General features: G+C 58.1%; 18 protein-coding genes. 12 read left to right on the top strand and 6 right to left on the bottom strand.

Features of this window, described 5'->3' with window-relative positions; genetic code table 11:
* Positions 1-22 precede the first annotated feature (22 nt).
* From AB6V08_RS06295 to AB6V08_RS06245, 11 genes are all read left to right on the top strand, one after another.
* A complete protein-coding gene (locus AB6V08_RS06295) occupies positions 23-1,267 on the top strand; it encodes an MFS transporter (protein ID WP_368541879.1) in 1,245 nt (414 codons plus the stop codon).
* Between the two features lie 71 nt (positions 1,268-1,338).
* Positions 1,339-2,202 (top strand): fumarylacetoacetate hydrolase family protein, encoded by an 864-nt coding sequence (locus tag AB6V08_RS06290; RefSeq protein WP_368541878.1) that lies wholly within the window; start codon positions 1,339-1,341, stop codon positions 2,200-2,202.
* Positions 2,203-2,225: 23 nt separating this feature from the next.
* Positions 2,226-3,293, top strand: coding sequence for a [citrate (pro-3S)-lyase] ligase (gene citC / locus AB6V08_RS06285; RefSeq protein ID WP_368541877.1), 1,068 nt, complete (start codon positions 2,226-2,228; stop codon positions 3,291-3,293).
* A 24-nt stretch (positions 3,294-3,317) separates the two neighbouring features.
* Positions 3,318-3,608 carry a citrate lyase acyl carrier protein gene (citD, locus tag AB6V08_RS06280; protein ID WP_368541876.1) on the top strand — a complete coding sequence of 97 codons (291 nt, stop codon included), beginning with the start codon at positions 3,318-3,320 and terminating at the stop codon, positions 3,606-3,608.
* Positions 3,608-4,483, top strand: coding sequence for a citrate (pro-3S)-lyase subunit beta (gene citE / locus AB6V08_RS06275; RefSeq protein WP_368541875.1), 876 nt, complete (start codon positions 3,608-3,610; stop codon positions 4,481-4,483). The genes citD and citE overlap by 1 nt, the downstream gene beginning before the upstream one ends.
* 21 nt (positions 4,484-4,504) lie before the next feature.
* Complete coding sequence (gene citF / locus AB6V08_RS06270) at positions 4,505-6,025, top strand: citrate lyase subunit alpha (RefSeq protein WP_368541874.1); 1,521 nt, start codon at positions 4,505-4,507, stop codon at positions 6,023-6,025.
* Between the two features lie 5 nt (positions 6,026-6,030).
* Positions 6,031-6,573 carry a citrate lyase holo-[acyl-carrier protein] synthase gene (citX, locus tag AB6V08_RS06265; RefSeq protein ID WP_368541873.1) on the top strand — a complete coding sequence of 181 codons (543 nt, stop codon included), beginning with the start codon at positions 6,031-6,033 and terminating at the stop codon, positions 6,571-6,573.
* Positions 6,545-7,420: a triphosphoribosyl-dephospho-CoA synthase CitG gene (gene citG, locus AB6V08_RS06260; RefSeq protein ID WP_368541872.1), complete on the top strand. Its 876-nt coding sequence runs from the start codon at positions 6,545-6,547 to the stop codon at positions 7,418-7,420. Before citX ends, citG begins: the two co-directional genes overlap by 29 nt.
* A 20-nt stretch (positions 7,421-7,440) precedes the next feature.
* Complete coding sequence (locus AB6V08_RS06255) at positions 7,441-7,989, top strand: RBBP9/YdeN family alpha/beta hydrolase (RefSeq protein ID WP_368541871.1); 549 nt, start codon at positions 7,441-7,443, stop codon at positions 7,987-7,989.
* Positions 7,990-8,048: 59 nt separating this feature from the next.
* The gene (gene acnB, locus AB6V08_RS06250; protein ID WP_368541870.1) at positions 8,049-10,643 is read left to right on the top strand and encodes a bifunctional aconitate hydratase 2/2-methylisocitrate dehydratase; all 2,595 of its coding nucleotides are present in this window, start codon (positions 8,049-8,051) and stop codon (positions 10,641-10,643) included.
* Positions 10,644-10,739: 96 nt separating this feature from the next.
* Entirely contained in the window at positions 10,740-12,173 is a 1,434-nt protein-coding gene (locus tag AB6V08_RS06245) for an anion permease (protein ID WP_368541869.1), read from the top strand.
* A 61-nt stretch (positions 12,174-12,234) separates the two neighbouring features.
* Here the strand turns inward: AB6V08_RS06245 and narI are convergent, their stop codons facing one another.
* The 6 genes from narI to AB6V08_RS06215 form a co-directional block, all read right to left on the bottom strand.
* Positions 12,235-12,915 carry a respiratory nitrate reductase subunit gamma gene (gene narI / locus AB6V08_RS06240; protein WP_368541868.1) on the bottom strand — a complete coding sequence of 227 codons (681 nt, stop codon included), beginning with the start codon at positions 12,913-12,915 and terminating at the stop codon, positions 12,235-12,237.
* Positions 12,912-13,607 carry a nitrate reductase molybdenum cofactor assembly chaperone gene (narW, locus tag AB6V08_RS06235; RefSeq protein ID WP_368541867.1) on the bottom strand — a complete coding sequence of 232 codons (696 nt, stop codon included), beginning with the start codon at positions 13,605-13,607 and terminating at the stop codon, positions 12,912-12,914. The genes narI and narW overlap by 4 nt, the downstream gene beginning before the upstream one ends.
* Positions 13,607-15,151 carry a nitrate reductase subunit beta gene (gene narH, locus AB6V08_RS06230; RefSeq protein WP_368541866.1) on the bottom strand — a complete coding sequence of 515 codons (1,545 nt, stop codon included), beginning with the start codon at positions 15,149-15,151 and terminating at the stop codon, positions 13,607-13,609. Before narH ends, narW begins: the two co-directional genes overlap by 1 nt.
* Entirely contained in the window at positions 15,148-18,888 is a 3,741-nt protein-coding gene (locus tag AB6V08_RS06225; RefSeq protein WP_368541865.1) for a nitrate reductase subunit alpha, read from the bottom strand. The genes narH and AB6V08_RS06225 overlap by 4 nt, the downstream gene beginning before the upstream one ends.
* A gap of 67 nt (positions 18,889-18,955) precedes the next feature.
* Positions 18,956-20,341, bottom strand: a complete 1,386-nt coding sequence (locus tag AB6V08_RS06220; RefSeq protein WP_368541864.1) for a NarK family nitrate/nitrite MFS transporter — start codon at positions 20,339-20,341, stop codon at positions 18,956-18,958.
* A gap of 208 nt (positions 20,342-20,549) precedes the next feature.
* On the bottom strand, positions 20,550-21,125 hold the full coding sequence (locus AB6V08_RS06215) for a TetR family transcriptional regulator (protein ID WP_368541863.1): 576 nt from the start codon (positions 21,123-21,125) through the stop codon (positions 20,550-20,552).
* Between the two features lie 116 nt (positions 21,126-21,241).
* Between AB6V08_RS06215 and AB6V08_RS06210 the strand changes: the two genes are divergently transcribed.
* Positions 21,242-22,729 carry an MFS transporter gene (locus AB6V08_RS06210; protein ID WP_368541862.1) on the top strand — a complete coding sequence of 496 codons (1,488 nt, stop codon included), beginning with the start codon at positions 21,242-21,244 and terminating at the stop codon, positions 22,727-22,729.
* Positions 22,730-22,808: the final 79 nt, after the last annotated feature.

Below are 22,808 nucleotides of genomic sequence, written 5' to 3'. Positions count from 1 at the left end.
AAAATATAATACTGAGGTTTTTATGGCGTTAACTAGTGCTAAAAATACCCTGAAAGACTCGGAGTCGGTAAAAGCCAGTAGTCATATTCGTGTCATTCTGGCTTTGGCGTTATCCGGGCTTGCTGAACTTGCTTCTCTGTTTTTTATTCAGCCACTGCTGCCTACGCTGGCCGTGGAATATGATGTTCCGGTCAGTCAGGTAAGTATTATTTTATCTGCTGAAACGGCACTGCTGGCAATTGGTCTGCTGTTCACCGGTACGTTATCCGATCACTACGGTCGAAAAAAATTGATCATCGTTTCGCTGCTGCTGGGCGGCATTCTGACCCTGCTGTGCCCGCTGGTTGAGTCCTGGGCGATGCTGGTGGCGCTGCGTGCGGTAATTGGTCTGGCGCTGAGCGGCATTGCGGCAGCGGCGACGGCCTATATCAGTGAAGAGGTCGCGCCCGTCGCGGCAGGTATCGTCACGGGGTATTTTGTCTTCGGCAACTCAATGGGGGGCATGTCCGGACGTATTATTGCCAGCCAGCTGATCGACCACGTTTCAATAAACGTTATTTTCTACGGCTTCGCGCTGAGCTTAATTCTGGTGGCGCTGCTGGTTCACTTTATGCTGCCAGCCTCCAAAAACTTTACGCCAACGCAAAACCTCAACGTTATGCGCATGGTGAAAGGGGCGGCATCGCACTTTAAAAATAAAAATCTGGCGCTGGCCTTTGTGATTAGCTTCATTATTTTTGGTGCCTTTACTTCTCTTTATAATTACCTTGCCTTCTTCCTTAAAGGCGAACCGTTCCATATTTCTCCGGCAAATGCAGGCCTGCTGTCCTTTAGCTTCGCGCTGAGTTTCTTTACGGCTCCGCAGGCAGGGCGCTTATCCGCGAAATTTGGCGCAATGAAAGTATTAAGAGTGCTGTTCCTGATCATGGCGTTAGGCATGCTGCTGACCCTGACTTCGAACGTGATCACCTTTATTGCTGGCGCCGTGATTTTCACCGGCTGTTTCTTCGGCTGCCACTCCATTGGTCTGAGCTGGGTCAGTAAAAATGCGACCCACGCAAGAGGCCAGGCCGTCGCGCTCTATCTGTTCTTCTACTACATGGGCGGCTCCGTTATCGGCTTCATCAACGGTTTCGTATTCCATTCAATGGGCTGGCAGGGAATGACCGGGCTTATCCTGGCGTTGCTCGGGGTTGGCGTTGTGGTGGCAACTTACCTGGCGTCCGGCACTAAACCGGCACTGGTTCCCGCGCAGTCTACGGAATAAAACGCATGGCAATTTGTTCACGCCCCCGGGCGTGAACAAAGAATAAGTACGTTTATCAATCAGGTATTATCATGAAATTAGCGAGTTATATTCATCAGGGTCGTAAGAGTTACGGAATTTATACCGAGTCCGGCATTATCGATCTGGGTAATAAAATCGGCCATCAGTATGCAACGCTAAAAGATCTCCTGCAGTGGGATGCGGTTGACGTCGCCAGACAATATGTCGATTACCCTGCGGATATCATGCAGAACGAGATTAGCTTCCTGCCGGTTATCGAAGAGCCTGGAAAGATTTTCTGCGTGGGCATGAATTACGCCGACAAACGAAAAGAGTTCGCTGAAACGAATGATGCGCCAACGCTGTTTATTCGTTTCCCTGATTCGCAAACCGGACATGCTCGCCCGGTTCTCAAGCCGGTTCTCTCCAGCGAGTTTGATTATGAAGGCGAACTGGCCGTCATCATCGGTAAACCGGGTACCCGCATCGATGCAGAAAACGCCCTCAGCCACGTTGCAGGCTACAGCTGCTACATGGACGGCTCAGCGCGCGACTGGCAGCACGCCTGGTTCACGGCGGGTAAAAACTGGAAGCAAACGGGCGCCTTTGGCCCCTGTCTGACTACCGCCGATGAGATCCCCGATCCTCACGCACTGACCATTCACACCTGGCTTAACGGGATGCTGGTTCAGGACGCGTCCACCGGCAGCATGATCCATAAAGTCGCCGATCTTATCGCCTATATCAGCACCTTTACCTCGCTGAGCGCTGGGGACGTCATTATTACCGGTTCGCCTGGCGGCGTGGGCAAAAAACGCAATCCGCCGCTCTTTATGCACGACGGCGATCGGGTTGAAGTGGAAATAGAAAACATTGGCCGCCTGACAAATACCATTGTTGAAGCGCAGCCGCAGCAGCAAAAGCTGGCTGTTTAACCGCCGTTTCCAGGAGAAATAAGATGTACACCGCCAGAACGCCAGAATTTGAGGTTATTCATGCTGGTAACGGTCAAGCCAGAGAAGAGATCGCGAGCTTCCTGGAAAAGAATGGCTTAGGTATTGATGATGATATTGCGCAATTCATCATTGCCCGTTATCAACGCAAGCTTATTGCCTGCGCCGGCATCGCCGGGAACACCTTAAAATGCATTGCTATTGACTCCGGATGGCGGGGTACATCATTAAGCCTGACCTTAATTCACGAGGCAGAGCTACAGGCGGCGCAAAACGGCGAACATCAGCTCTTTCTGCTGACCAGTCCGGCCAACGTCAAATCGTTTCGCGGGTGCGGCTTTTATCCCCTGGTCACCGTCGAAAACTGTGCGGCGCTGATGGAAAACACGCCGGTGGGCATTCATCGCTACTGCAGCCAGCTGCGAAGCCGCTATCTGGTCGAAGGGAATACGATCGGCAGTATTGTAATGAATGCCAATCCCTTCACGCTGGGACATCAGTATCTGATTGAACATGCTGCGAGCAAATGCGACTGGCTGCACGTTTTTGTGGTGCAGGAAGATTTATCCGCCTTTTCGTTCAAAGAACGTTTTGCAATGGTTCGGGACGGCTCGCGCCATTTGCCCAATGTGACCGTGCATCCCGGCTCTGCGTATATTATCTCGCGCGGCACCTTCCCGGGCTATTTCCTGAAAGACAAAAAGGTGATTGATAAAGTCTATGCGGCCATCGATCTCACGATGTTCAGGAATTACATCGCCCCCGCGCTGAATATCACCCATCGTTTTGTCGGGACTGAACCCTTCTGCCAGCTTACCGCCGAATATAACCGGGCGATGCACCGCTGGCTGGAAGAGGAGAGCGGTATGGCTCCGTGCATTCGGGTGCATGAAATAAACAGGAAAACGGATGGAAATAACGTTCCGGTCTCTGCGTCTGCGGTTCGTCGTTTATTGAATGAGAATAACTTTTCTGCCGCCAGCGGCATGGTGCCTGCAACGACACGCATTTATCTGAAAAACGGAATGCAGCATCAAACCTATTTTTCCGATCGGTTGCCGGCAGAAGTTTAATCGCATAATCACAGGAAAAGTAATATGAAAATTGTGCAAGCCGCTATGGCGGGAACGCTGGAATCAAGCGACCTGATGGTAAAGGTAAGCCCCACGGAGAGCGGGCTGGATGTAATCATCCAAAGCGAAGTTTATAAACAATTTGGCGACCAGATAACGCAGGTCGTTAATGAAACGCTTTCTGCGTTCAATATCGAGCAGGGCCAAATCATTGTTGATGATAAAGGCGCGCTGGACTGCGTGATCCGCGCGCGCGTGCAGGCTGCGTTGCTCAGAGGTATGGGCCGGGAAGATATCGTATGGGAAACGTTATAATGAAAAAGTTACGCCGCAGTATGTTATTTTTGCCCGGTTCAAGCGCCGCCATGCTCTCCACGGCATTTATTTATAAACCTGACTCCATCATGTTTGATCTGGAAGACGCCGTTGCGCTGAAAGAAAAAGACAGCGCGCGTCTTCTGGTATTCCACGCGCTCCAGCACCCGATGTACAACGATATTGAAACCGTTGTTCGTATTAATCCGCTTAATACGCCTTTCGGCCTTAAGGATCTTGAAGCGGCGGTCAGGGCGGGCGTTGACGTTATTCGCTTACCTAAAACCGACACCCCGGAAGATATTTATCAGCTTGAGCGTGAAATTGTCCGCATTGAAGAGAGCTGCGGGCGTCCCGTCGGCTCAACGAAATTAATGGCGGCCATTGAATCCGCGGTCGGCGTCATTAACGCCGTGGCGATTGCAAAATCCTCTAAACGCTTAATGGGTATCGCCCTGGCGGCCTTTGATTACGTCATGGACATGCAGACCGAGCGCGGCGACGGCACGGAGCTGTTCTATGCCCGGTGCGCGGTATTGCACGCGGCGCGCGGCGCGGGAATCGACGCGTTCGACGTGGTGTATGCAGACGTCAACGACGAGGCCGGTTTCCTGAAGGAGGTGGATCTCATTCGCCGGATGGGGTTCAACGGCAAGTCCCTGATTAACCCACGACAGATTGAGATCCTGCACAACGCCTACGCCCCGACGCAGGAAGAGGTGGATTACGCCGAACGCGTGCTTGAAGCCGCAGAGGAAGGCGAGCGTAACGGGCTGGGGGTGATTTCGCTGAACGGCAAAATGATCGATGCGCCAATTATCAACCATGCCCGCGTTGTCATCGAACGCAAAAATGCGTCAGGCATTCGTCAGTAATTAAAAGCGACAGGATGAATAATGAGTAACCTAAAAGAAACCCTGCATGACATTCCCGGCGCGCGTCGTGAGTACGTTGCGTTTAGCGGCGCGAATGCGACTACGCCTTATCTTTCTGACATTCAGCAAAAGTATCAGCGCAAGCTGTTCGACAGCGTCGACGACGTCCTGGAACGCTGCGACCTGCATGACGGTATGACGGTTTCCTTCCACCACGCCTTCCGTGAAGGGGACAAGGTCATTAACTACGTGATGGACAAGCTGGCGGAGCGCGGTCTTAAAGGCCTGACCCTCGCCTCAAGTTCGCTGATGTCCTGCAATACGCCGCTGATTGAACACATCCGAAATGGCGTTATCAGCAAAATCTATACCTCGGGGATGCGCGGCGAGCTGGCGGACGCGATCTCTCACGGGCTGATGGACGAGCCGGTGCAGATCCACTCCCACGGTGGACGCGTAAACCTGATCCAAAAGGGCGAGATCGCCATCGACGTGGCGTTCCTGGCGGTCTCCTGCTGCGATGAATACGGCAACGCCAGCGGCAACGGCGGCAAGTCCCAGTGCGGCTCGCTCGGGTACGCCATGGTCGACGCGAAGTATGCCAAAAAGGTGGTGCTGCTGACGGAAACCCTGAATCCGTTCCCGAACATGCCCGCCAGCATCGTGCAGGATCAGGTGGATTACATCGTCCAGATTGAGAGCGTCGGTGACCCGGCCAAAATCAGCGTGGGCGCCGCCAGGGTGACCAGCAATCCGCGCGAGCTAATGATTGCCCGCTCGGCCGCGGACGTTATTGAGCATTCCGGATACTTCCGCAACGGTTTTTCCATCCAGACCGGCTCGGGCGCGGCGTCTACGGCCTGTACGCGCTTTATGGAAACCCGGATGCGCAAGCACAATATTGTCTCCCGCTTCGCGCTGGGCGGCATCACCGGCAGCATCGTCGATCTGCACCAGAAGGGCCTAATCGAAAAGATCCTCGATACCCAGAGCTTTGACGGAGCCGCCGCCGCCTCGATGGCCGCTAACCCGGACCACGTTGAAATCTCCACCAACGTCTATGCCAACCCGGCGGCAAAAGCGGCCTGCTGCGACCGGGTGGACGTGGTTATCCTCAGCGCGCTGGAGGTAGACACCCAGTTTAACGTCAACGTTCTGACCGGCTCCGATGGCGTGATGCGCGGCGCGTCGGGCGGCCACTGCGACGTCGCCGCTGCGGCGAACCTCACCATCGTGGTCGCACCGCTGATCCGCAGCCGCATTCCGACCGTTGTCAGACAAGTCACCACCCTGGTCACCCCGGGCGAAAGCATCGACGTGCTGGTGACCGATCATGGGATTGCCGTGAACCCGGCGCGCCCGGAGATCCGCGAGCGTTTGATTGCCGCCGGTCTGACCGTCGTGGATATCGAAGCGTTGTACCAAAGAGCGTTACTCATTTCGGGCGAACCTAAGCCCGTTGAATTCACCTCGCGCATCGTCGGTGTGGTGCGCTATCGCGACGGCAGCGTGATCGATGTCGTCCGCCAGGTTAGGGAGTAATACACATGACGAATAAGGCATCGAACGTAAAGGTTTCCCTGGAACAGATCCTCGCATCCAGAGAGCAGCGGGCGAACCGGCAGCAGGCGTGGCTATTTCAGTCTGAACAGACCGTGGTTTCCGTCACGCTGGTCTGGCCCGGTGAACGCAAGGATACCGAACTCGCCAGGCAGGTTATGGCCGTCGCGAATGAAACGCTCGGTGCCTTGTTCAGGGCGCATCACTGGACGGTCTCTCGCCATCAGGCGTTACAGCCGGTGACCGGGCCAGAGGCGCTCTGGTCGGTGGCGGCTCCGGCCTGGATGATCAAACACGTCACGGCGCATCTCGAAGATACCCACGCGTTAGGTCGCCTGTGGGATATCGACGTCCTGTGTCCGAAGGCGGGTCTGGTGAAACGAGACGCCATTCAGCAGCCGATGCGCAGGTGCTTTATTTGTGATGAACCCGCACATGCCTGCTCCCGCGCACGTCGCCATTCCCCGGCCGAGCTTGCGCGCGTGATTGAGGAAATGACCAGTGACTACTTTGCTTGCCAGGCAGTCTGAGCGCGTCGTTCAGCGCTCCGTCGCCGAGCTGGCGGCTGAGGCCATGCACCGGGAAATAGCCTTAACCCCGAAACCGGGCCTGGTGGATCGCGCCAACAACGGCGCGCATAGGGACATGAACGTCGCGCTGTTTATAGCCAGCATCGCGGCGATTGCGCCCTGGTTTTCTCTTTTCTTTAAGGCCGGACGGGAGACCGCCAGCCTTGAGGGGCCGCAAACCCTGCGGGCGCTGCGGCCGCTGGGGCTGGCGTGCGAGCAGGCGATGTTTGCCGCAACGGGAGGCGTGAACACCCACAAAGGCGGGATCTTCTCCCTCGGGCTGCTGTGCGCCGCCGCCGGACGGCTGACGCAGCGAAATGAACCGCTCACCCAGCGCGGCCTGTGCGAAGAAACCCGCGCGATGTGCCGCGGGATCGTGGAGCAGGAGCTGAAAAAATCGGGCGTCGCGAAAACCAAGGGCGAACAGCTGTTCCAGACGCTTGGCTTCACCGGGGCGAGAGGGGAAGCGGCGAGCGGATTCATTACCGTTCGCGCGTATGGTCTGCCGCTGCTGGAAAAATCCCTGCGCCAGGGCGCGTCCGAGCGCGAAGCGCTGCTGAGAATGCTGCTTGGTCTGATGGCGGAAAACCCCGACACCAACCTTATCTCGCGCGGCGGGGTACGCGGTCTGAACTACGTGCGGCGCTATGCCCGGCGCGTATTGAAAATTAAAAACCTGAATTCAGAGACATTAGAAAACGCGTTAACGCGAATGGACGCGGAATTAATCCTCAGAAATTTAAGCCCCGGCGGAAGCGCGGATCTCCTCGCCGTCGGATGGTTATTGTCGCAGTTTCCGCGGGAATAATAGCTAAAAAGGAAAACGTCATGATTGAAGACCGCCTGCAGCAGCTCAGCGACCGCTACACCATTATTCTGGTGCCGGGGCTAAGAGACAGCGATGAATATCACTGGCAGAGCTGCTGGGGGCGCCGTTTTCCTTTCTGGAAACGTATAAAGCAAAAAAACTGGTTAGAGCCAGATATCGAAAACTGGGTGTCGGCCATCAAGCGGGAGCTGGCGGTGTCTCCGCTGCCCGCGATCCTGGTCGGGCACAGCTTTGGCGCGCTGGCGTCGTGCAGGCTGCTGCAAACCAGGCAGGTGAACGTTGCGGGCATCGTGATGGTCGCGCCAGCGGAGCCGGCTTACTTCGGGCTGGACGAGGCGATTCAGCCCGCGGCGCTGCCCGTTCCCTGCATCCTGTTTGCCAGCAGAAACGATCCGCTGATGCCGTTCGCGCGCGCCCAGTTCTGGGCCACCTGCTGGGGCGGTCAATTAATCGATATCGGCGAGGCCGGACATATTAATTCAGAGTCGGGTCATGGCGAATGGCAATACGGGCTGGAGCGTCTGACCGAATTCTGTGAACACATTTAACCCTATTTAAATATCCACGATTAACGCTCAGGGAAGCATTATCCCGAACAGGAGAGCATATGTTAGATGATTACAATCAGCACGCAGCGCAACGCGCAGAAGAGGGTATTCCGGCAAAACCGTTAACCGCTGAGCAGACGCTGGCGGTGGTTAACGGCTTAAAGAGCGGAACGTCAGAAAACCAGCAGACGTTAATCGCGCTATTAACCCACAGCGTGCCTCCTGGCGTTGATCCGGCGGCCAGGGTTAAGGCCGAATTCCTGTACAACGTTGCGCTGGGCGAATGCGCGGTTAACGGCCTGTCGCCTGAACAGGCCACCGCGCTGCTCGGCTCAATGCAGGGGGGCTATAACGTCCAGTCGCTGATCGATCTGCTGGATCATCCTGAGCTGGGCGACATTGCCGCTAAGCAGCTTTCCGCATCGATCCTGATTTTCGAAAAATTCAGCCTGGTCGAAGCCAAAGCGCTGAAGGGCAACGCCCGCGCCAAAGAGGTGCTTAGCGCCTGGGCTAACGCGGAGTGGTTTACCCGCCGCCCGGCCATGCCTGAAAAAATCACCCTCAAGGTTTTCAAAGTTCCTGGCGAGACCAACACCGACGATCTCTCACCCGCGCCTGTGGCCTGGTCTCGCCCGGATATTCCGCTGCACGCGCTGTCAATGCTGAGCAACGCCCGGGAAGGCGTCCAGCCTGACGAGCCCGGCGTGCGCGGGCCGCTGCGCCAGCTGGCTGAGCTGAAGGAGGCGGGCTGGCCGCTGGTCTACGTTGGCGACGTTGTGGGAACGGGGTCATCGCGTAAATCCGCCACCAATTCCATCCTGTGGCACATTGGCAACGACATTCCGTTTGTGCCGAACAAACGGAACGGCGGCTTCGTGTTTGGCGGCAAGATTGCCCCTATATTCTTCAACACCCTGGAAGATTCCGGCGCTTTGCCGGTCGAGATGGACGTGTCCGCCCTGACGACCGGGATGCTGATCGATCTTTATCCCTACCTGGGCGAGATCCGCGAAACCGAAAGCCAGCAGTTAATCACCACCTTCGCCCTGAAAACCGACGTGCTGCTGGATGAAGTGCGGGCAGGCGGGCGTATTCCGCTGATAATCGGCCGCAGCCTGACGGCTAAAGCGCGTGAATCCCTGAACCTGCCGCCTTCTGACGTTTTCCGCCAGCCTGCCGCGCCTGCGGCCTCCGGCGCCGGGTTTACCCTGGCGCAGAAAATGGTGGGTAAAGCCTGCGGCGTGGCGGGGATCCGTCCGGGCCAGTACTGCGAGCCCAAAATCACCACCGTGGGCTCTCAGGACACTACCGGCGGCATGACCCGCGATGAGCTTACGGATCTGGCCTGCCTGACGTTTTCTGCGGATCTGGTGATGCAGTCTTTCTGCCACACCTCGGCGTATCCGAAGCCGGTTGACGTTCAGCTGCATGAAACCCTGCCGCAGTTCATCACCAGCCGCAAAGGGGTTGCGCTCAAGCCGGGCGACGGGATTATCCACTCCTGGCTGAACCGCATGCTGCTCCCGGACACGGTAGGCACCGGCGCGGATTCGCATACCCGCTTCCCGCTGGGGATTTCGTTCCCGGGCGGCTCCGGGCTGGTGGCGTTCGCGGCGGCAACGGGCATTATGCCGCTGGATATGCCGGAGTCTGTGCTGGTGCGCTTCAAGGGGGAGATGCAAAAAGGGATCACCCTGCGCGATCTGGTCCACGCCATTCCGCTGTATGCCAGAAAGCAGGGGCTGCTGACGGTTGAGAAAAAGAACAAGCGCAACGTTTTCTCCGGTCGGATCCTCGAAATCGAGGGGCTGGAAGCCTTAAGCGCCGAGCAGGCGTTTGAACTTGCGGACGCCTCGGCTGAACGCTCCGCCGCAGCGTGCGTGATGCGCCTGTCGGAAGAGAACGTCGCGCAATACCTGCGCTCCAACGCGGCGCTGCTGCGCTGGATGGTGAAGGAAGGTTACGAGAACGCCGCCACCCTTGAACGACGCATCGAGGAAATCGAGGCCTGGCTGGCGAATCCGTCGCTGCTCTCCGCCGATCCTGACGCGGAGTATGCGGCCGTGATTGAGATTGACCTCAATGAGATCGTCCAGCCGGTGGTGTGCGCGCCGGACGATCCGGACGACGCGCGTTTGCTGTCCGAGGTTGTCGGTATGCCAATCGAAGAAGTGTTTATCGGCTCCTGCATGACCAACATCGGTCACTTCCGCGCGGCAGGGAAAATCATGTCCGATGCCGCAGAAAACCAGGCGCGCCTGTGGCTGGCTCCGCCGACCAAAATGGATGCGCAGCAGCTCGCCCGCGAGGGGTATTTCAATCAGTTTATAAAATCCGGCGCGAGAATTGAGCCGGCGGGCTGTTCCCTGTGCATGGGCAACCAGGCGAGGGTGAGGGAAGGGAGCAACGTGGTTTCCACGTCGACCCGAAATTTCCCGCACCGTCTGGGCACCAACGCGAAAGTTTTCCTGGCGTCGGCGGAATTAAGTACCGTTGCCGCGATTATCGGGAAAATGCCAACCGTGGAAGAATATTTTAGCTATACCGATAAACTTCACGATTCGCATGAAAATATCTACCGCTATCTCAGTTTTGATACTCTCTCTGAATATCAATGTGCGGAGGATGATAATATCCGAGTGATCAATCTGTAGCGTTTACTCTTTTTTGCGATAAATCATCTTAAGTCAGCAGGGATTTCTCTGAGGGGAAGTCTCTGCTATTCAGGGAACATTTCTCATGGGTGAGATATGATTAAATCAAACGTTTTAAAAACAATCTTACTTGCCGTAATAATATTATTATCGATATTTATTCCTCCGCCTGATGGATTAACCCGAGAGGCGTGGATACTGGCAGGTATTTATCTTTCCGCCATTGTTGGACTGGTCATTAAACCCTATCCTGAACCCGTTATTATGCTGGTCGCGGTGGCATTAACCTGTTTCACTATTACGAAGTTTGGCGACTCTCCGGTGAAATCATCGGACGTGCTGAGCGGGTATGCTTCAGGAACTACCTGGCTTGTTTTCAGCGCCTTTACGCTTAGCGCGGCCTTTGTCACCACCGGGCTTGGAAAGCGGCTCGCCTACTGGTTTATCCTCAAGTTCGGCAGCACAACGCTAAGGTTAGGATACGTCACCGCATTACTGGATTTGGTACTCGCACCTGCCACGCCGTCAAATACGGCGCGTGCGGGTGGCGTCGTTTTTCCTATTATCAACAGTATTGCGATGGTATTAGGCTCAACGCCAAAAGAATCGCCGTGTAAAGCGGGCCGTTATCTGATGGTTAACGTGTATATGGTCACCAAAACGACCAGCTATATGTTTTTAACCGGCTTTGCGGGCAACGCGTTAGCGCTCCAGTTAATTTCCGATATTTTCCATATTCATATTAGCTGGATTGGCTGGATGCTGGCGGGCGCTCCGCTCGGATTATTGATGCTGAGTATCATTCCCTATATTTGCTACAAGGTTTCCTCTCCGGAAATAAAGCAAATCAATAATATTGATATTGCAACTAATGGGCTTGAACAACTTGGCCCGATGAATATTCGAGAGAAGGGACTGGTGGTTGTTTTTATCACCGCGTTGCTGGGGTGGATATTCTCGCGCCATCTTGGGCTAAATGAATCCTCGGTCGCTATCATCGCGATGGGCGGCGCGCTGCTGTTTAATATCATCTGCTGGGGCGACGTTCTGCAAAATAAGGGCGGCTGGAATACCCTGATCTGGTACGGCGGCATCATTGGCCTGAGCGCAACGCTCAGCAAAGTGGGCTTTTTCCGCTGGCTGGCCGAGTTCCTCTCCGAACACCTCGACTTCCTCAGCGCCGGAAACATGACCATCGTGATCATCGTATTTTTAAGCGTGCTGGTGCGCTATTTCTTCGCCTCCGGCGGGGCATACGTGGCGGCGATGGTGCCGGTGTTTGCCACCGTGGGTCTGGTGACCGGAACCGCGCCCGTGCTGCTGGCGCTGGCTATTTTGTTCTCGAACTCCTACGGCGGGTGCATCACGCACTACGGCGGCGCGGCCGGGCCGATTATCTTCGCCTCGGGATATAACGACATTAAGTCATGGTGGGTGATTGGCACGATTGTGGCGCTATGCACCTTTGCGGTTCATATGCTTGTCGGCATTCCCTGGTGGGGTTTCCTGCTTCAGCACGGGATGCTGTAGTCTGAATGGCCCGGTCGCGGCTGCGCGTACCGGGCTTATTGCTCTGGCAAGACGCGCGCGACTAGCGGCGTGAACGCACCACCTGGTAGCGGCGCGTCAGGTATTCCACCGGCGCGCTCCAGACGTGTACCAGACGGGTGAACGGGAACAGCAGGAAGATGGTCATCCCCAGCACCAGATGTACGCGGAAGATAAACGCCACCCCGTCAAGATGCGCCGACGCGCTGCCCCGGAAGGTCACCACCGCCTGCGCCCAGTCCACCAGCTTCAGCATTTCGCTGCCGTCCGGGTACCGCGCGGAAAACGGAATGGTGGTCAGCCCCAGAATGCACTGCACCAGCAGCACGCACAGGATCAGGATATCCGCCGTCGAGGAGGTCGCCCGGATGCGCGGGTTGGTCAGACGACGGATCAGCAGACCCGCACCGCCCACCAGGGTTAGCACGCCGCACACGCCGCCCAGGATCATCGCCATCAGCTGCTTTTGCGACATCGGCAGAAACCACGAGTAGACCCAGTGCGGGGTCAGCATCCCGAACAGGTGCCCGAAGAAAATCCCCAGAATGCCGATGTGGAACAAGTTCGACCACAGCACCATCCCGCGCTTATCGAGCATCTGGCTGGACGAGGCGCGCCAGGTGTACTGGCCGTAATCGTAGCGCAGCCAGCTTCCCAGCAGGAACACGGTGCCGCACAGATACGGGTAGATATCGTAGAAAAAGACGTTCAGAAACTGGATCATTTTGGGCCTCCGGCGCTGACGTCCACATACTGCGGCGCGACGTCCTGGCTAAAGCGTCGTTGATATTGCTGCATCGGCGAGGTGTCGCACGACGTGGCGTTGTCTTCGATAAACTTCACCTGCTCCTCTTCCCACACGGCGTCCAGCGCCTGGCGGGTATCGTCCCGTTTTTCACCGGACACCTGCTGCGTGACACTGTCACTGGAAAGGCGGCTGCCTGCCAGCGTCAGCAGGGCGTCGAACAGCTGATGGTGCGCCACGCCGCGCTGCTTGAGCCGTCCGCCGATCAGCGCCAGAATCGGCGCGACGTTGAGCAAGCCTTCCCGCGCCTCGGCGTCGGTGACGATGCTGAGATATTCCAGATACAGCGGCAGGTAGTCCGGCAGCTCCCGGCAGTCGAGCTGGAGTCCGGCTTTCTCATACTGGCCCATTAAATCCACCATCGCCTGACCGCGATCCCGGGACTCCGCGTGAACGTGCTCGAACAGCAGCAGCGAGGTGGCGCGACCGCGCTCGAAGACTTCGCACCATTCAGCCTGTTTATCGAGCAGCGGCGCGCCGAGGTGCTGCCGCACAAACGGCAGCAGCATCGGGGCGTCCTGTTCGATCAGGGAAATCGCCTCGTCGCGGCTCTCCCACAGGGCCTCATCGGGATACTCAATCAGCAGCGCGATGATTTTGAGGATCTGCATTATTCTCCCTCCCCGTGTTCGCGCACCTCGGTGATATTGATGGCGTCAATGCGGTGGCTGTTGAAGAGGTTGAACTTGGTGTCGGAGCCGTGGCAGCCGTCGCCAAAGGTAAAGCCGCAGCCGTTTTTCTCCGGGAAGGCGTCCTGCGCCATTTCCCGGTGGCTGGTGGGGATCACGAAGCGATCTTCGTAGTTGGCAATCGCCAGGTAGCGGTACATCTCCTCAACCTGTTCCACGCTCAGGCCCACTTCTTCGATGGCGCGGGTATCGGTCACGCCCTCAACGGTCTGGGAACGTTTGTAATGGCGCATCGCCATCATGCGCTTCAGGGCGCGCAGCACCGGGCCGGTATCGCCCGCGCTCAGCATGTTGGCAAGGTACTGCACCGGAATGCGCAGGTGTTCCACCGCCGGGAGCACGCCGTCGTTCATCGGCAGGCCGCCCGCGTCCGCGTAGGACTGGATCGGCGACAGAGGCGGAACGTACCAGACCATCGGCAGGGTGCGGTATTCCGGGTGCAGCGGCAGGGCGAGCTTCCAGTCCATCGCCATTTTGTACACCGGGGAGCGCTGGGCGGCCTCGATGACGTTCTGCGGAATGCCCTGTTTCAGCGCTTCCTCAATCACCGCCGGATCGTTCGGGTTCAGGAAGACGTCGCACTGGCGCTCGTACAGATCGGTTTCATGCTCGGTGCTCGCCGCCTCTTCGATACGATCCGCGTCATACAGCAGCACGCCGAGGTAGCGAATGCGTCCGACGCAGGTTTCCGAGCAGACGGTCGGCTGGCCGGATTCGATGCGCGGATAGCAGAAGATGCATTTTTCCGACTTGCCGCTTTTCCAGTTGAAGTAGATTTTTTTGTACGGACAGCCGCTGATGCACATGCGCCAGCCGCGGCATTTGTCCTGGTCGATCAGCACGATGCCGTCTTCCTCGCGCTTGTAGATGGCGCCGCTCGGGCAGGTCGCCACGCAGCTTGGGTTCAGGCAGTGCTCGCACAGGCGCGGCAGGTACATCATGAAGGTGTTTTCGAACTGGCCGTACATCTCTTTTTGAATTTTCTGGAAGTTACGATCCCGGGCGCGCTTCTCGAACTCGCCGCCGAGCAGCTCCTCCCAGTTGGGGCCGCCGACGATTTTGTCCATCCGCTTGCCGCTGATCAGCGAGCGCGGGCGGGCGGTCGGCAGATGGTCGCCTTCCGGCGCGCGGTGCAGATCCTGATAGTCAAAGGTGAACGGCTCGTAATAGTCGTCGATGCCCGGCAGGGACGGGTTGGCGAAGATTTTCGACAGCACGCCCACGCGTCCGCCGAGGCGAGGGGTCAGTTTGCCGGTAATGCCGCGCACCCAGCCGCCTTGCCACTCCTCCTGATCCTCCCAGTTTTTCGGATAGCCGATACCCGGCTTGGTTTCCACGTTGTTAAACCACGCATACTCCATGCCTTCGCGCCCGGTCCAGACGTTTTTACAGGTGACCGAGCAGGTGTGGCAGCCGATGCATTTGTCCAGATTCAGAACCATGCCAACCTGTGAGCGTATTTTCATTTTTTCGCCTCCTGAACCTGATCCCGACCTTCGCCGTCCAGCCAGTTAATGTTTTTCATTTTGCGGATCATGATGAACTCGTCGCGGTTGGAGCCGACGGTGCCGTAATAGTTGAAGCTGTAGGCGAGCTGCGCATAGCCGCCGATCATGTGCGTCGGTTTAGGACATACGCGCGTCACCGAGTTGTGGATCCCGCCGCGTCGCCCCGTCACCTCCGATCCCGGTATGTTCAGAATGCGCTCCTGGGCGTGGTACATCATGGTCATGCCCGGCGGCACGCGCTGGCTGACCACCGCGCGGGCGGTGAGGGCGCCGTTGGCGTTGAAGGCCTCGATCCAGTCGTTATCCTCGATACCTAACTCTCTGGCGTCGGCCTCGCTTATCCAGACGATAGGCCCGCCGCGCGACAGGGTTTGCATCAGCAGGTTTTCGCTGTAGGTGGAGTGAATGCCCCATTTCTGATGCGGCGTCAGGAAGTTCAGCGCCTTTTCCGGGAAGCCGTTCGGCGGGATCTCGCGCATGTGGGTGACGCTGCGGGTATCAATTGGCGGACGATAGGCCACCAGGCTTTCGCCGAAGGCGCGCATCCACGGGTGATCCTGATACAGCTGCTGACGGCCGGAGATCGTGCGCCACGGGATCAGCTCATGCACGTTGGTGTACCCGGCGTTATAGGAGACATGCTCGCTCTCAAGGCCGGACCAGGTCGGGCTGGAGATGATTTTGCGCGGCTGGGCCTGAATGTCCCGGAAGCGGATTTTCTCGTCTTCCTTGTTCAGCGCCAGATGGGTGTGATCCCGCCCGGTCAGCTGCCCCAGCGCTTCCCAGGCTTTTACCGCCACCTGGCCGTTGGTTTCCGGCGCGAGGGCGAGAATCACCTCCGAGGCGTCAATGGCCGTTTCAATGCGCGGGCGGCCTTTCGCCGGGCCGTCGAGCTTGACGTAGTTAAGCTTGCCGAGGAAATCGACCTCGTTCTGCGTGTTCCAGGAAATTCCCTTCCCGCCGTTGCCGAGCTTATCCATCAGCGGGCCGAGCGAGGTGAAGCGTTCGTAGGTTTCCGGGTAATTGCGCTCGACCACCGCAATGTTCGGCGCGGTTTTGCCGGGGATCAGGTCGCATTCGCCCTTGCGCCAGTCCTGAATATCAAACGGCTGGGAGAGTTCCCCCGGGGAGTCGTGCTGCAGCGGCTGAAGCACCACGTCGGTTTCGGTGCCCAGATGCCCGACGCACACCTCGGAGAAGGCTTTGGCGATGCCTTTATAGATCTCCCAGTCGCTGCGCGACTCCCACGCCGGGTCGACGGCGGCGGAGAGCGGGTGAATAAACGGATGCATATCCGAGGTATTCATGTCGTCTTTTTCGTACCAGGTGGCGGTCGGCAGCACGATATCGGAGAACAGGCAGGTGCTGGACATGCGGAAGTCGAGTGTCACCAGCAGGTCGAGCTTGCCTTCGATGGCCTTCGTCTGCCATTCCACCTCTTCCGGCTTCACGTCATCGGTCGAGCCTAAGTCCTCGCCCTGAATGCCGCTCTCGGTGCCGAGCAGGTATTTGAGCATGTACTCGTGGCCTTTCCCGGACGAGCCAAGCAGGTTCGAGCGCCAGACGAACAGGTTGCGCGGGTGGTTGTTGCCGCTGTCGGGCTGTTCGCAGGCGAAACGAACGTCGCCGGACTTCAGCCCCTGTACGGTGTACTCCTGCGGCGTCATGCCGGCGGCGTCGGCGCGCGCCTTGATATGCAGCGGGTTGAGGTTGAGCTGCGGGGCAGAGGGCAGCCAGCCCATGCGCTCGGCGCGCACGTTAAAGTCGATCAGGTGCCCGGTGAATTTCGAGGCCTCCGCCAGCGGGGAGAGCAGCTCCTGCGCCGTCAGCTTTTCGTAGCGCCACTGGCTGGCGTGGTTGTAGAAGTACGAGGTGCTGTTCATCTGGCGCGGCGGGCGGTTCCAGTCCAGCGCGAAGGCCAGCGGCAGCCAGCCGGTCTGCGGGCGCAGCTTCTCCTGGCCGACGTAGTGCGACCAGCCGCCGCCGCTCTGCCCGACGCAGCCGCAGAAGACCAGCATGTTGATCATCCCGCGGTAGTTCATGTCCATGTGATACCAGTGGTTCACCCCGGCGCCGAGGATGATCATCGAGCGTCCGTGGGTCTTGTGCGCGGTATCGGCAAACTCGCGGGCGATTTTTTCAATCAGGTACGCAGGCACGCCGGTGATCTGCTCGCCCCAGGCCGGGGTGTAGGCTTTCACGTCGGCATAATCTTTCGCGGCGTTGCTGTCCTCCAGCCCGCGATCGAGGCCGTAGTTCGCCAGTATCAGATCGTACACGCTGACCACGCGCCTCTGGCTGCCGTCGGCCAGCGTCAGGGTTTTGCTCGGCACGCGGCGGGTTAACACCGGCTCCTGCTTCACGCTGCGAAAATGCGGGTTTTCGTTGCCGCCAAAGTAGGGGAAGGCGACGTCCGCAATGCTGTCGTGGGTGATGAGCAGCGAGAGCGTCAGCTCGGTTTCGTGGCCCGACGCCAGGGATTCGAGGTTCCATTTGCCTTTTTCGCCCCAGCGAAAGCCAATCGAGCCGTTAGGGGCCACCAGATTTCCGGCGATATCAAAGGCGATGGTTTTCCACTCCGGGTTATTGGCTTCACCCAGCCCGTCCGCGAGGTCGGAGGCGCGCAGCATCCGGCCCGGCACCGTGCGGCCATCCTCGTGCTCGTCCAGCAGCACCAGCATCGGCATATCGGTGTAGCGGCGGCAGTAGTTGAGGAAGTAGTCGCTCGGGTTCGTGAGGTGGAACTCTTTAAGGATCACGTGGCCCATGGCCATCGCCAGCGCGCTGTCGGTGCCTTGCTTCGGCGCGAGCCACTGGTCGCTGAGCTTTGCCACCTCAGAGAAGTCCGGCGTGATGGCAACGGTTTTGGTGCCTTTGTAGCGCACTTCGGTGAAGAAGTGGGCGTCCGGGGTGCGGGTCTGCGGCACGTTCGAGCCCCAGGCGATGATGTAGCTGGAGTTATACCAGTCGGCGGACTCCGGCACGTCCGTCTGCTCGCCCCAGGTCATGGGCGAGGCGGGCGGCAGATCGCAGTACCAGTCGTAAAAGCTCAGGCAGGTGCCGCCGAGCAGCGAGAGATAGCGCGTTCCGGCGGCGTAGGAGACCATCGACATCGCCGGAATGGGCGAAAAGCCCGCCACGCGGTCGGGGCCAAAGTTCTTGATGGTCCAGACGTTGGCGGCGGCGATCAGCTGGTTCAGCTCTTTCCAGTTCGAGCGGATGAATCCGCCTTTCCCGCGCACCTGCCTGTAGCTCTGCGCCTTCTGCGGATCGCGCTGAATGGCGTCCCAGGCCAGCACCGGGTCGCCGTGCTCTGCCAGCGCCTCGCGCCACAGCTCAATCAGCCTGCGGCGCACCAGCGGGTATTTCAGGCGATTGGCGCTGTAGAGATACCAGGAGTAGCTCGCACCGCGCGGGCAGCCGCGCGGCTCGTGGTTGGGCAGGTCGGGGCGGGTGCGGGGGTAGTCGGTTTGCTGCGTTTCCCAGGTGACCAGGCCGTTTTTGACGTAAATCTTCCAGCTGCACGAGCCGGTACAGTTCACGCCGTGAGTGGATCGCACGATTTTGTCGAACTGCCAGCGCTGGCGGTAGCTGTCCTCCCATTCACGGTTGGTGTTGTACACCTGTCCGTGACCGTTGGCGAAGCTGTCGCCCTTTTGTTTGAAATAACGGAAGCGATCCAACAGTTTGCTCATGACATTTCTCCTGCTTCGATAGCGTTGCCGGCGGGCGCTGCGTCACCTTCCGGCGCAAGTGTCGTTATTATTTTTTTGCGGATTTACGGCCATACACCAGCCAGGTCACCAGGACGCAGACGATGTAAAACACGAGGAAGACCTTCATGGCGCCTACCGGGGAGCCGGTCATCGCCAGCGACGTCCCGAAGGCTTTGGGGATAAAGAACCCGCCGACCGCGCCAATGGCTGAGATAAAACCCAGCGCGGCGGCGGTTTCGGTGACGGCTTCGTGCTGCGCCTGCTCATCGGTTCCGCCCTGCTGCTTAACGCGGGTGAGGGTGATTTGACGAAAGATGACCGCGATCATCTGGAAGGTTGAGCCGCTGCCGAGCCCGGCGGTCAGGAACAGGCCCATAAACACCAGATAGAAGGCCATAAAGCTGCCCGAGCCGGTGCCGGGAAGCGTGAGGAACAGTAGGGCGCTGAAAATAGCCATAAAGATGAAGTTAATCAGCGTCACCCGCACGCCGCCCAGCCTGTCGGAGATCATCCCGCCAGCGGATCGCGCCAGTGCACCAATCAGCGGGCCGAAGAAGGCGAGGTGCAGAATATTCACGTCCGGGAACTGGGTTTTCGACAGCATCGCAAACCCGGCTGAAAAACCGATAAACGAGCCGAACGTTGCCAGATAAAGCAGGCTGAGCAGCCACAGGTGAAAGCGCTTAAGCACCGGGAGCTGGCTGGCAATCGACGCCTTAGAGCTGGCGATATCGTTCATCCCGAAGAAGGCGGCGAGGGTCGCCAGCAGCAACAGCGGCGCCCAAATCCAGGCGGCATTCGCCAGCCACAGGGTTGATCCATCCTCCTGCGGCACGCCGTGGACGCCGAGGAAGGTAAACATCGGCAGGAAGATCACCAGCGGCGCAGCCAGCTGCATCACGCTGACGCCCAGGTTGCCCAGCCCGCCGTTGATACCCAGCGCGCTGCCCTGTTTCGCTTTCGGGAAGAAGAAGCTGATATTGCCCATGCTGGAGGCGAAGTTGGCGCCGGCGAATCCGCACAGCAGGGCGATGACGATAAAGACCCAGTACGGCGTGGCGGTATCCTGCACGGCGATCCCCAGCCAGACGCAGGGAACAATCAAGATCACGGTGCTTAATACCGTCCAGTAGCGTCCGCCGAATATTGGCACCATGAACGAATAGGGCACGCGCAATATTGCGCCAGAGAGGGAAGGTAATGCGGTTAACATGAAAAGCTGATCGGTAGTGAAATTAAATCCGACCTTATTTAGATTGACCGTTACGGCGCTAAATAACATCCAGACGCAGAACGCTAAAAGCAGACAAGCCACCGAAATCCAAAGGTTTCTTCGGGCTATGCCCTTTCCTTTGTTCTCCCAAAATTGTTCGTTTTCCGGTTTCCAGTTACTCAACAGGTAATGATTATTTTTCTCACTTTGTTGTGACATATCGCCCTCAGTCTTACCCGCATTGGAAAAAAGTGAAATTAAAACAGTTTGTTAGCTGATTGTCGGTCGTGGAGATTATTGGATGTTTTAGGATGCTTCTGAAAGGATAGATAAAAAAGCGAACCCCAGAGTTTGTAATGGCAAAAGGGTTCGCTTTATGTGTTACGAATTGTAAACTGTGACGGCGCTAATTACTTCTTTCGGAGTATTAATACAATTCAAGGCTAATGAGCTTATCAAGATGCTTATTAAATGCGGCATCGTCCATCTCAGGCATATTTAAAACGTATATCCCGTCCAGGCCGCAGACTAAGCCAATCAGACGCCAGGCGATATTTTCGGGGCGGTCGGAAAGGGTGAACGCCTTTTCTTCTGCACCCGCGCGAATAATCGCGACCGTTTCCTGGTGCCACATTTCCATGGTCATCACGTAGGCGCTTTTGATATCCGGATCCCGCGTCGCCAGGATCTGCGCTTCCCGCCACAGGCGGATGTACGGCTCGAAGCTGCCGTCTTCGCTGCCGAGCATGGCGTGCAGGCGCTCGCGCCAGGTGGCGTTTTCGGGGACGACCTCGGCATCCAGCAGGGCGCGGATCAGGCGCACAAGGGCCAGCGATTTGACTTCTCCGCCGGAGGCAAAATGGTGGTGAACCTGTCCGGTGGCGACGCCCGCTTCGGCGGCGATGCGCCGTACCGTCATCGCCGCCAGCCCGTCGGTCAGCGCCACGCGCATGGCGGCCTGTAAAATAGCTTCCCGCCGTTCGTCCTTGCTCAGATAAGGCATTTTCTTTCACTCTCAATGGGGATGAAACGAGTGTAACAAAGAGCTGGACAAGTGTTCAACTTTACGTAGGATCGCATTCTGGACATGTGTCCAGGTTTAGAGTGAAAAGGAAATTTATGTTTCGTCAGTGGTTAGCGTTAGTGATTATCGTGCTGGTCTATATTCCGGTGGCGATTGACGCGACGGTGCTGCACGTGGCTGCGCCGACGTTGAGCATGACGCTGGGTGCCAGCGGCAATGAATTGCTGTGGATTATTGATATTTACTCGCTGGTGATGGCGGGCATGGTGCTGCCGATGGGCGCGCTGGGCGACCGCATCGGTTTTAAACGTCTGCTAATTATCGGCAGCACCCTGTTTGGCCTGTCGTCCCTGGCGGCGGCGTTTGCCCCTTCCGCGGGCTGGCTGATTGCCGCGCGTGCGTCTCTGGCTATCGGCGCGGCGATGATCATTCCGGCGACCCTCGCGGGGATCCGCACGCTGTTTATCGATGCCCGCCAGCGCAACATTGCCCTCGGCGTCTGGGCGGCGGTGGGCTCTGGCGGTGCGGCGTTTGGCCCGCTGATCGGCGGAATGCTGCTTGAGCACTTCTACTGGGGCTCGGTGTTTTTGATCAACGTGCCGATCGTGCTGGTTGTGGTATCGCTTGCCGCGCGGTTGGTTCCCGCCCAGCAGGGGCGTCCGGAGCAGCCGCTCAACATCAGCCATGCGATTATGCTGATCGTCGCGATTTTGCTGCTGGTCTACAGCGCCAAAACCGCGCTTAAGGGCGTGCTGTCGCCGTGGTTGGTGGCGAGCACCCTGGCTATCGGGGCGGCGATGCTGTTCGTGTTCGTGCGCATTCAGCTTCGCGCCCGCGTGCCGATGATCGACATGCGCCTGTTCTGCCATCGCATTATCCTGAGCGGCGTGGTGATGGCGATGACCGCGATGGTTGCGCTGGTGGGTTTTGAGCTGCTGATGGCGCAAGAACTCCAGTTCGTTCACGGCTTTACGCCGTTTGAGGCAGGCATGTTTATGCTGCCGCTGATGCTGGCGAGCGGGTTTAGCGGGCCGATTGCGGGCGTGCTGGTGGGGCGTCTCGGGCTGCGGATCGTGGCGGCTGGCGGGATGGGGTTGAGCGCGGTGAGCTTTATCGGCCTGTCGCTGCTCGATTTCAGCACCCAGCAGTGGCAGGCGTGGAGCCTGATGGTGCTGTTAGGCTTCAGCGCCGCCAGCGCGCTGCTGGCATCCACCTCTGCGATTATGGCCGCCGCGCCAAAAGAGAAGGCCGCCGCCGCGGGGGCTATCGAAACCATGTCCTACGAGCTGGGCGCCGGGCTGGGGATTGCGATCTTCGGCCTGCTGTTGACCCGCAGCTTCTCCGCGTCCATCGCGCTGCCGCAGGGGCTGAACGCGTCGTTAGCGGATAAAGCCTCCTCGTCGATTGGCGAGGCGGTGAAGGTGGCGCAGGATCTGACGCCTCAGATGGCCGATGCGGTGATTGAGGCCGCGAAAACCGCGTTTATTACCTCGCACAGCGTGGCGCTGGGCAGCGCGGGGGGGATGCTGCTGGCGCTGGCGGTAGGGATTTGGTTTAGTCTGGCGAAGGTGCCGAAGGGGTGATTTGCCGGATAAAAGGCCGTTGACCTCTTAAAGCGACAGGAATCTTAACGATTTCAGATAACTTTCAGCGACGCCCTGT

The sequence above is a fragment of the Enterobacter soli genome (genome assembly GCF_964208575.1).
GTDB lineage: Bacteria > Pseudomonadota > Gammaproteobacteria > Enterobacterales > Enterobacteriaceae > Enterobacter > Enterobacter soli_A.
This window is presented reverse-complemented; position numbering and strand designations above follow the sequence as displayed.

Excerpts from the sequence above, each read along its gene's own strand:
- AB6V08_RS06295 (WP_368541879.1), top strand. The coding sequence starts at position 23 with ATGGCGTTAACTAGTGCTAAAAATACCCTGAAAGACTCGGAGTCGGTA.
- AB6V08_RS06290 (WP_368541878.1), top strand. The coding sequence starts at position 1,339 with ATGAAATTAGCGAGTTATATTCATCAGGGTCGTAAGAGTTACGGAATT.
- citC (WP_368541877.1), top strand. The coding sequence starts at position 2,226 with ATGTACACCGCCAGAACGCCAGAATTTGAGGTTATTCATGCTGGTAAC.
- citD (WP_368541876.1), top strand. The coding sequence starts at position 3,318 with ATGAAAATTGTGCAAGCCGCTATGGCGGGAACGCTGGAATCAAGCGAC.
- citE (WP_368541875.1), top strand. The coding sequence starts at position 3,608 with ATGAAAAAGTTACGCCGCAGTATGTTATTTTTGCCCGGTTCAAGCGCC.
- citF (WP_368541874.1), top strand. The coding sequence starts at position 4,505 with ATGAGTAACCTAAAAGAAACCCTGCATGACATTCCCGGCGCGCGTCGT.
- citX (WP_368541873.1), top strand. The coding sequence starts at position 6,031 with ATGACGAATAAGGCATCGAACGTAAAGGTTTCCCTGGAACAGATCCTC.
- AB6V08_RS06255 (WP_368541871.1), top strand. The coding sequence starts at position 7,441 with ATGATTGAAGACCGCCTGCAGCAGCTCAGCGACCGCTACACCATTATT.
- acnB (WP_368541870.1), top strand. The coding sequence starts at position 8,049 with ATGTTAGATGATTACAATCAGCACGCAGCGCAACGCGCAGAAGAGGGT.
- AB6V08_RS06245 (WP_368541869.1), top strand. The coding sequence starts at position 10,740 with ATGATTAAATCAAACGTTTTAAAAACAATCTTACTTGCCGTAATAATA.
- narI (WP_368541868.1), bottom strand. The coding sequence starts at position 12,915 with ATGATCCAGTTTCTGAACGTCTTTTTCTACGATATCTACCCGTATCTG.
- narW (WP_368541867.1), bottom strand. The coding sequence starts at position 13,607 with ATGCAGATCCTCAAAATCATCGCGCTGCTGATTGAGTATCCCGATGAG.
- narH (WP_368541866.1), bottom strand. The coding sequence starts at position 15,151 with ATGAAAATACGCTCACAGGTTGGCATGGTTCTGAATCTGGACAAATGC.
- AB6V08_RS06225 (WP_368541865.1), bottom strand. The coding sequence starts at position 18,888 with ATGAGCAAACTGTTGGATCGCTTCCGTTATTTCAAACAAAAGGGCGAC.
- AB6V08_RS06220 (WP_368541864.1), bottom strand. The coding sequence starts at position 20,341 with ATGTCACAACAAAGTGAGAAAAATAATCATTACCTGTTGAGTAACTGG.
- AB6V08_RS06215 (WP_368541863.1), bottom strand. The coding sequence starts at position 21,125 with ATGCCTTATCTGAGCAAGGACGAACGGCGGGAAGCTATTTTACAGGCC.
- AB6V08_RS06210 (WP_368541862.1), top strand. The coding sequence starts at position 21,242 with ATGTTTCGTCAGTGGTTAGCGTTAGTGATTATCGTGCTGGTCTATATT.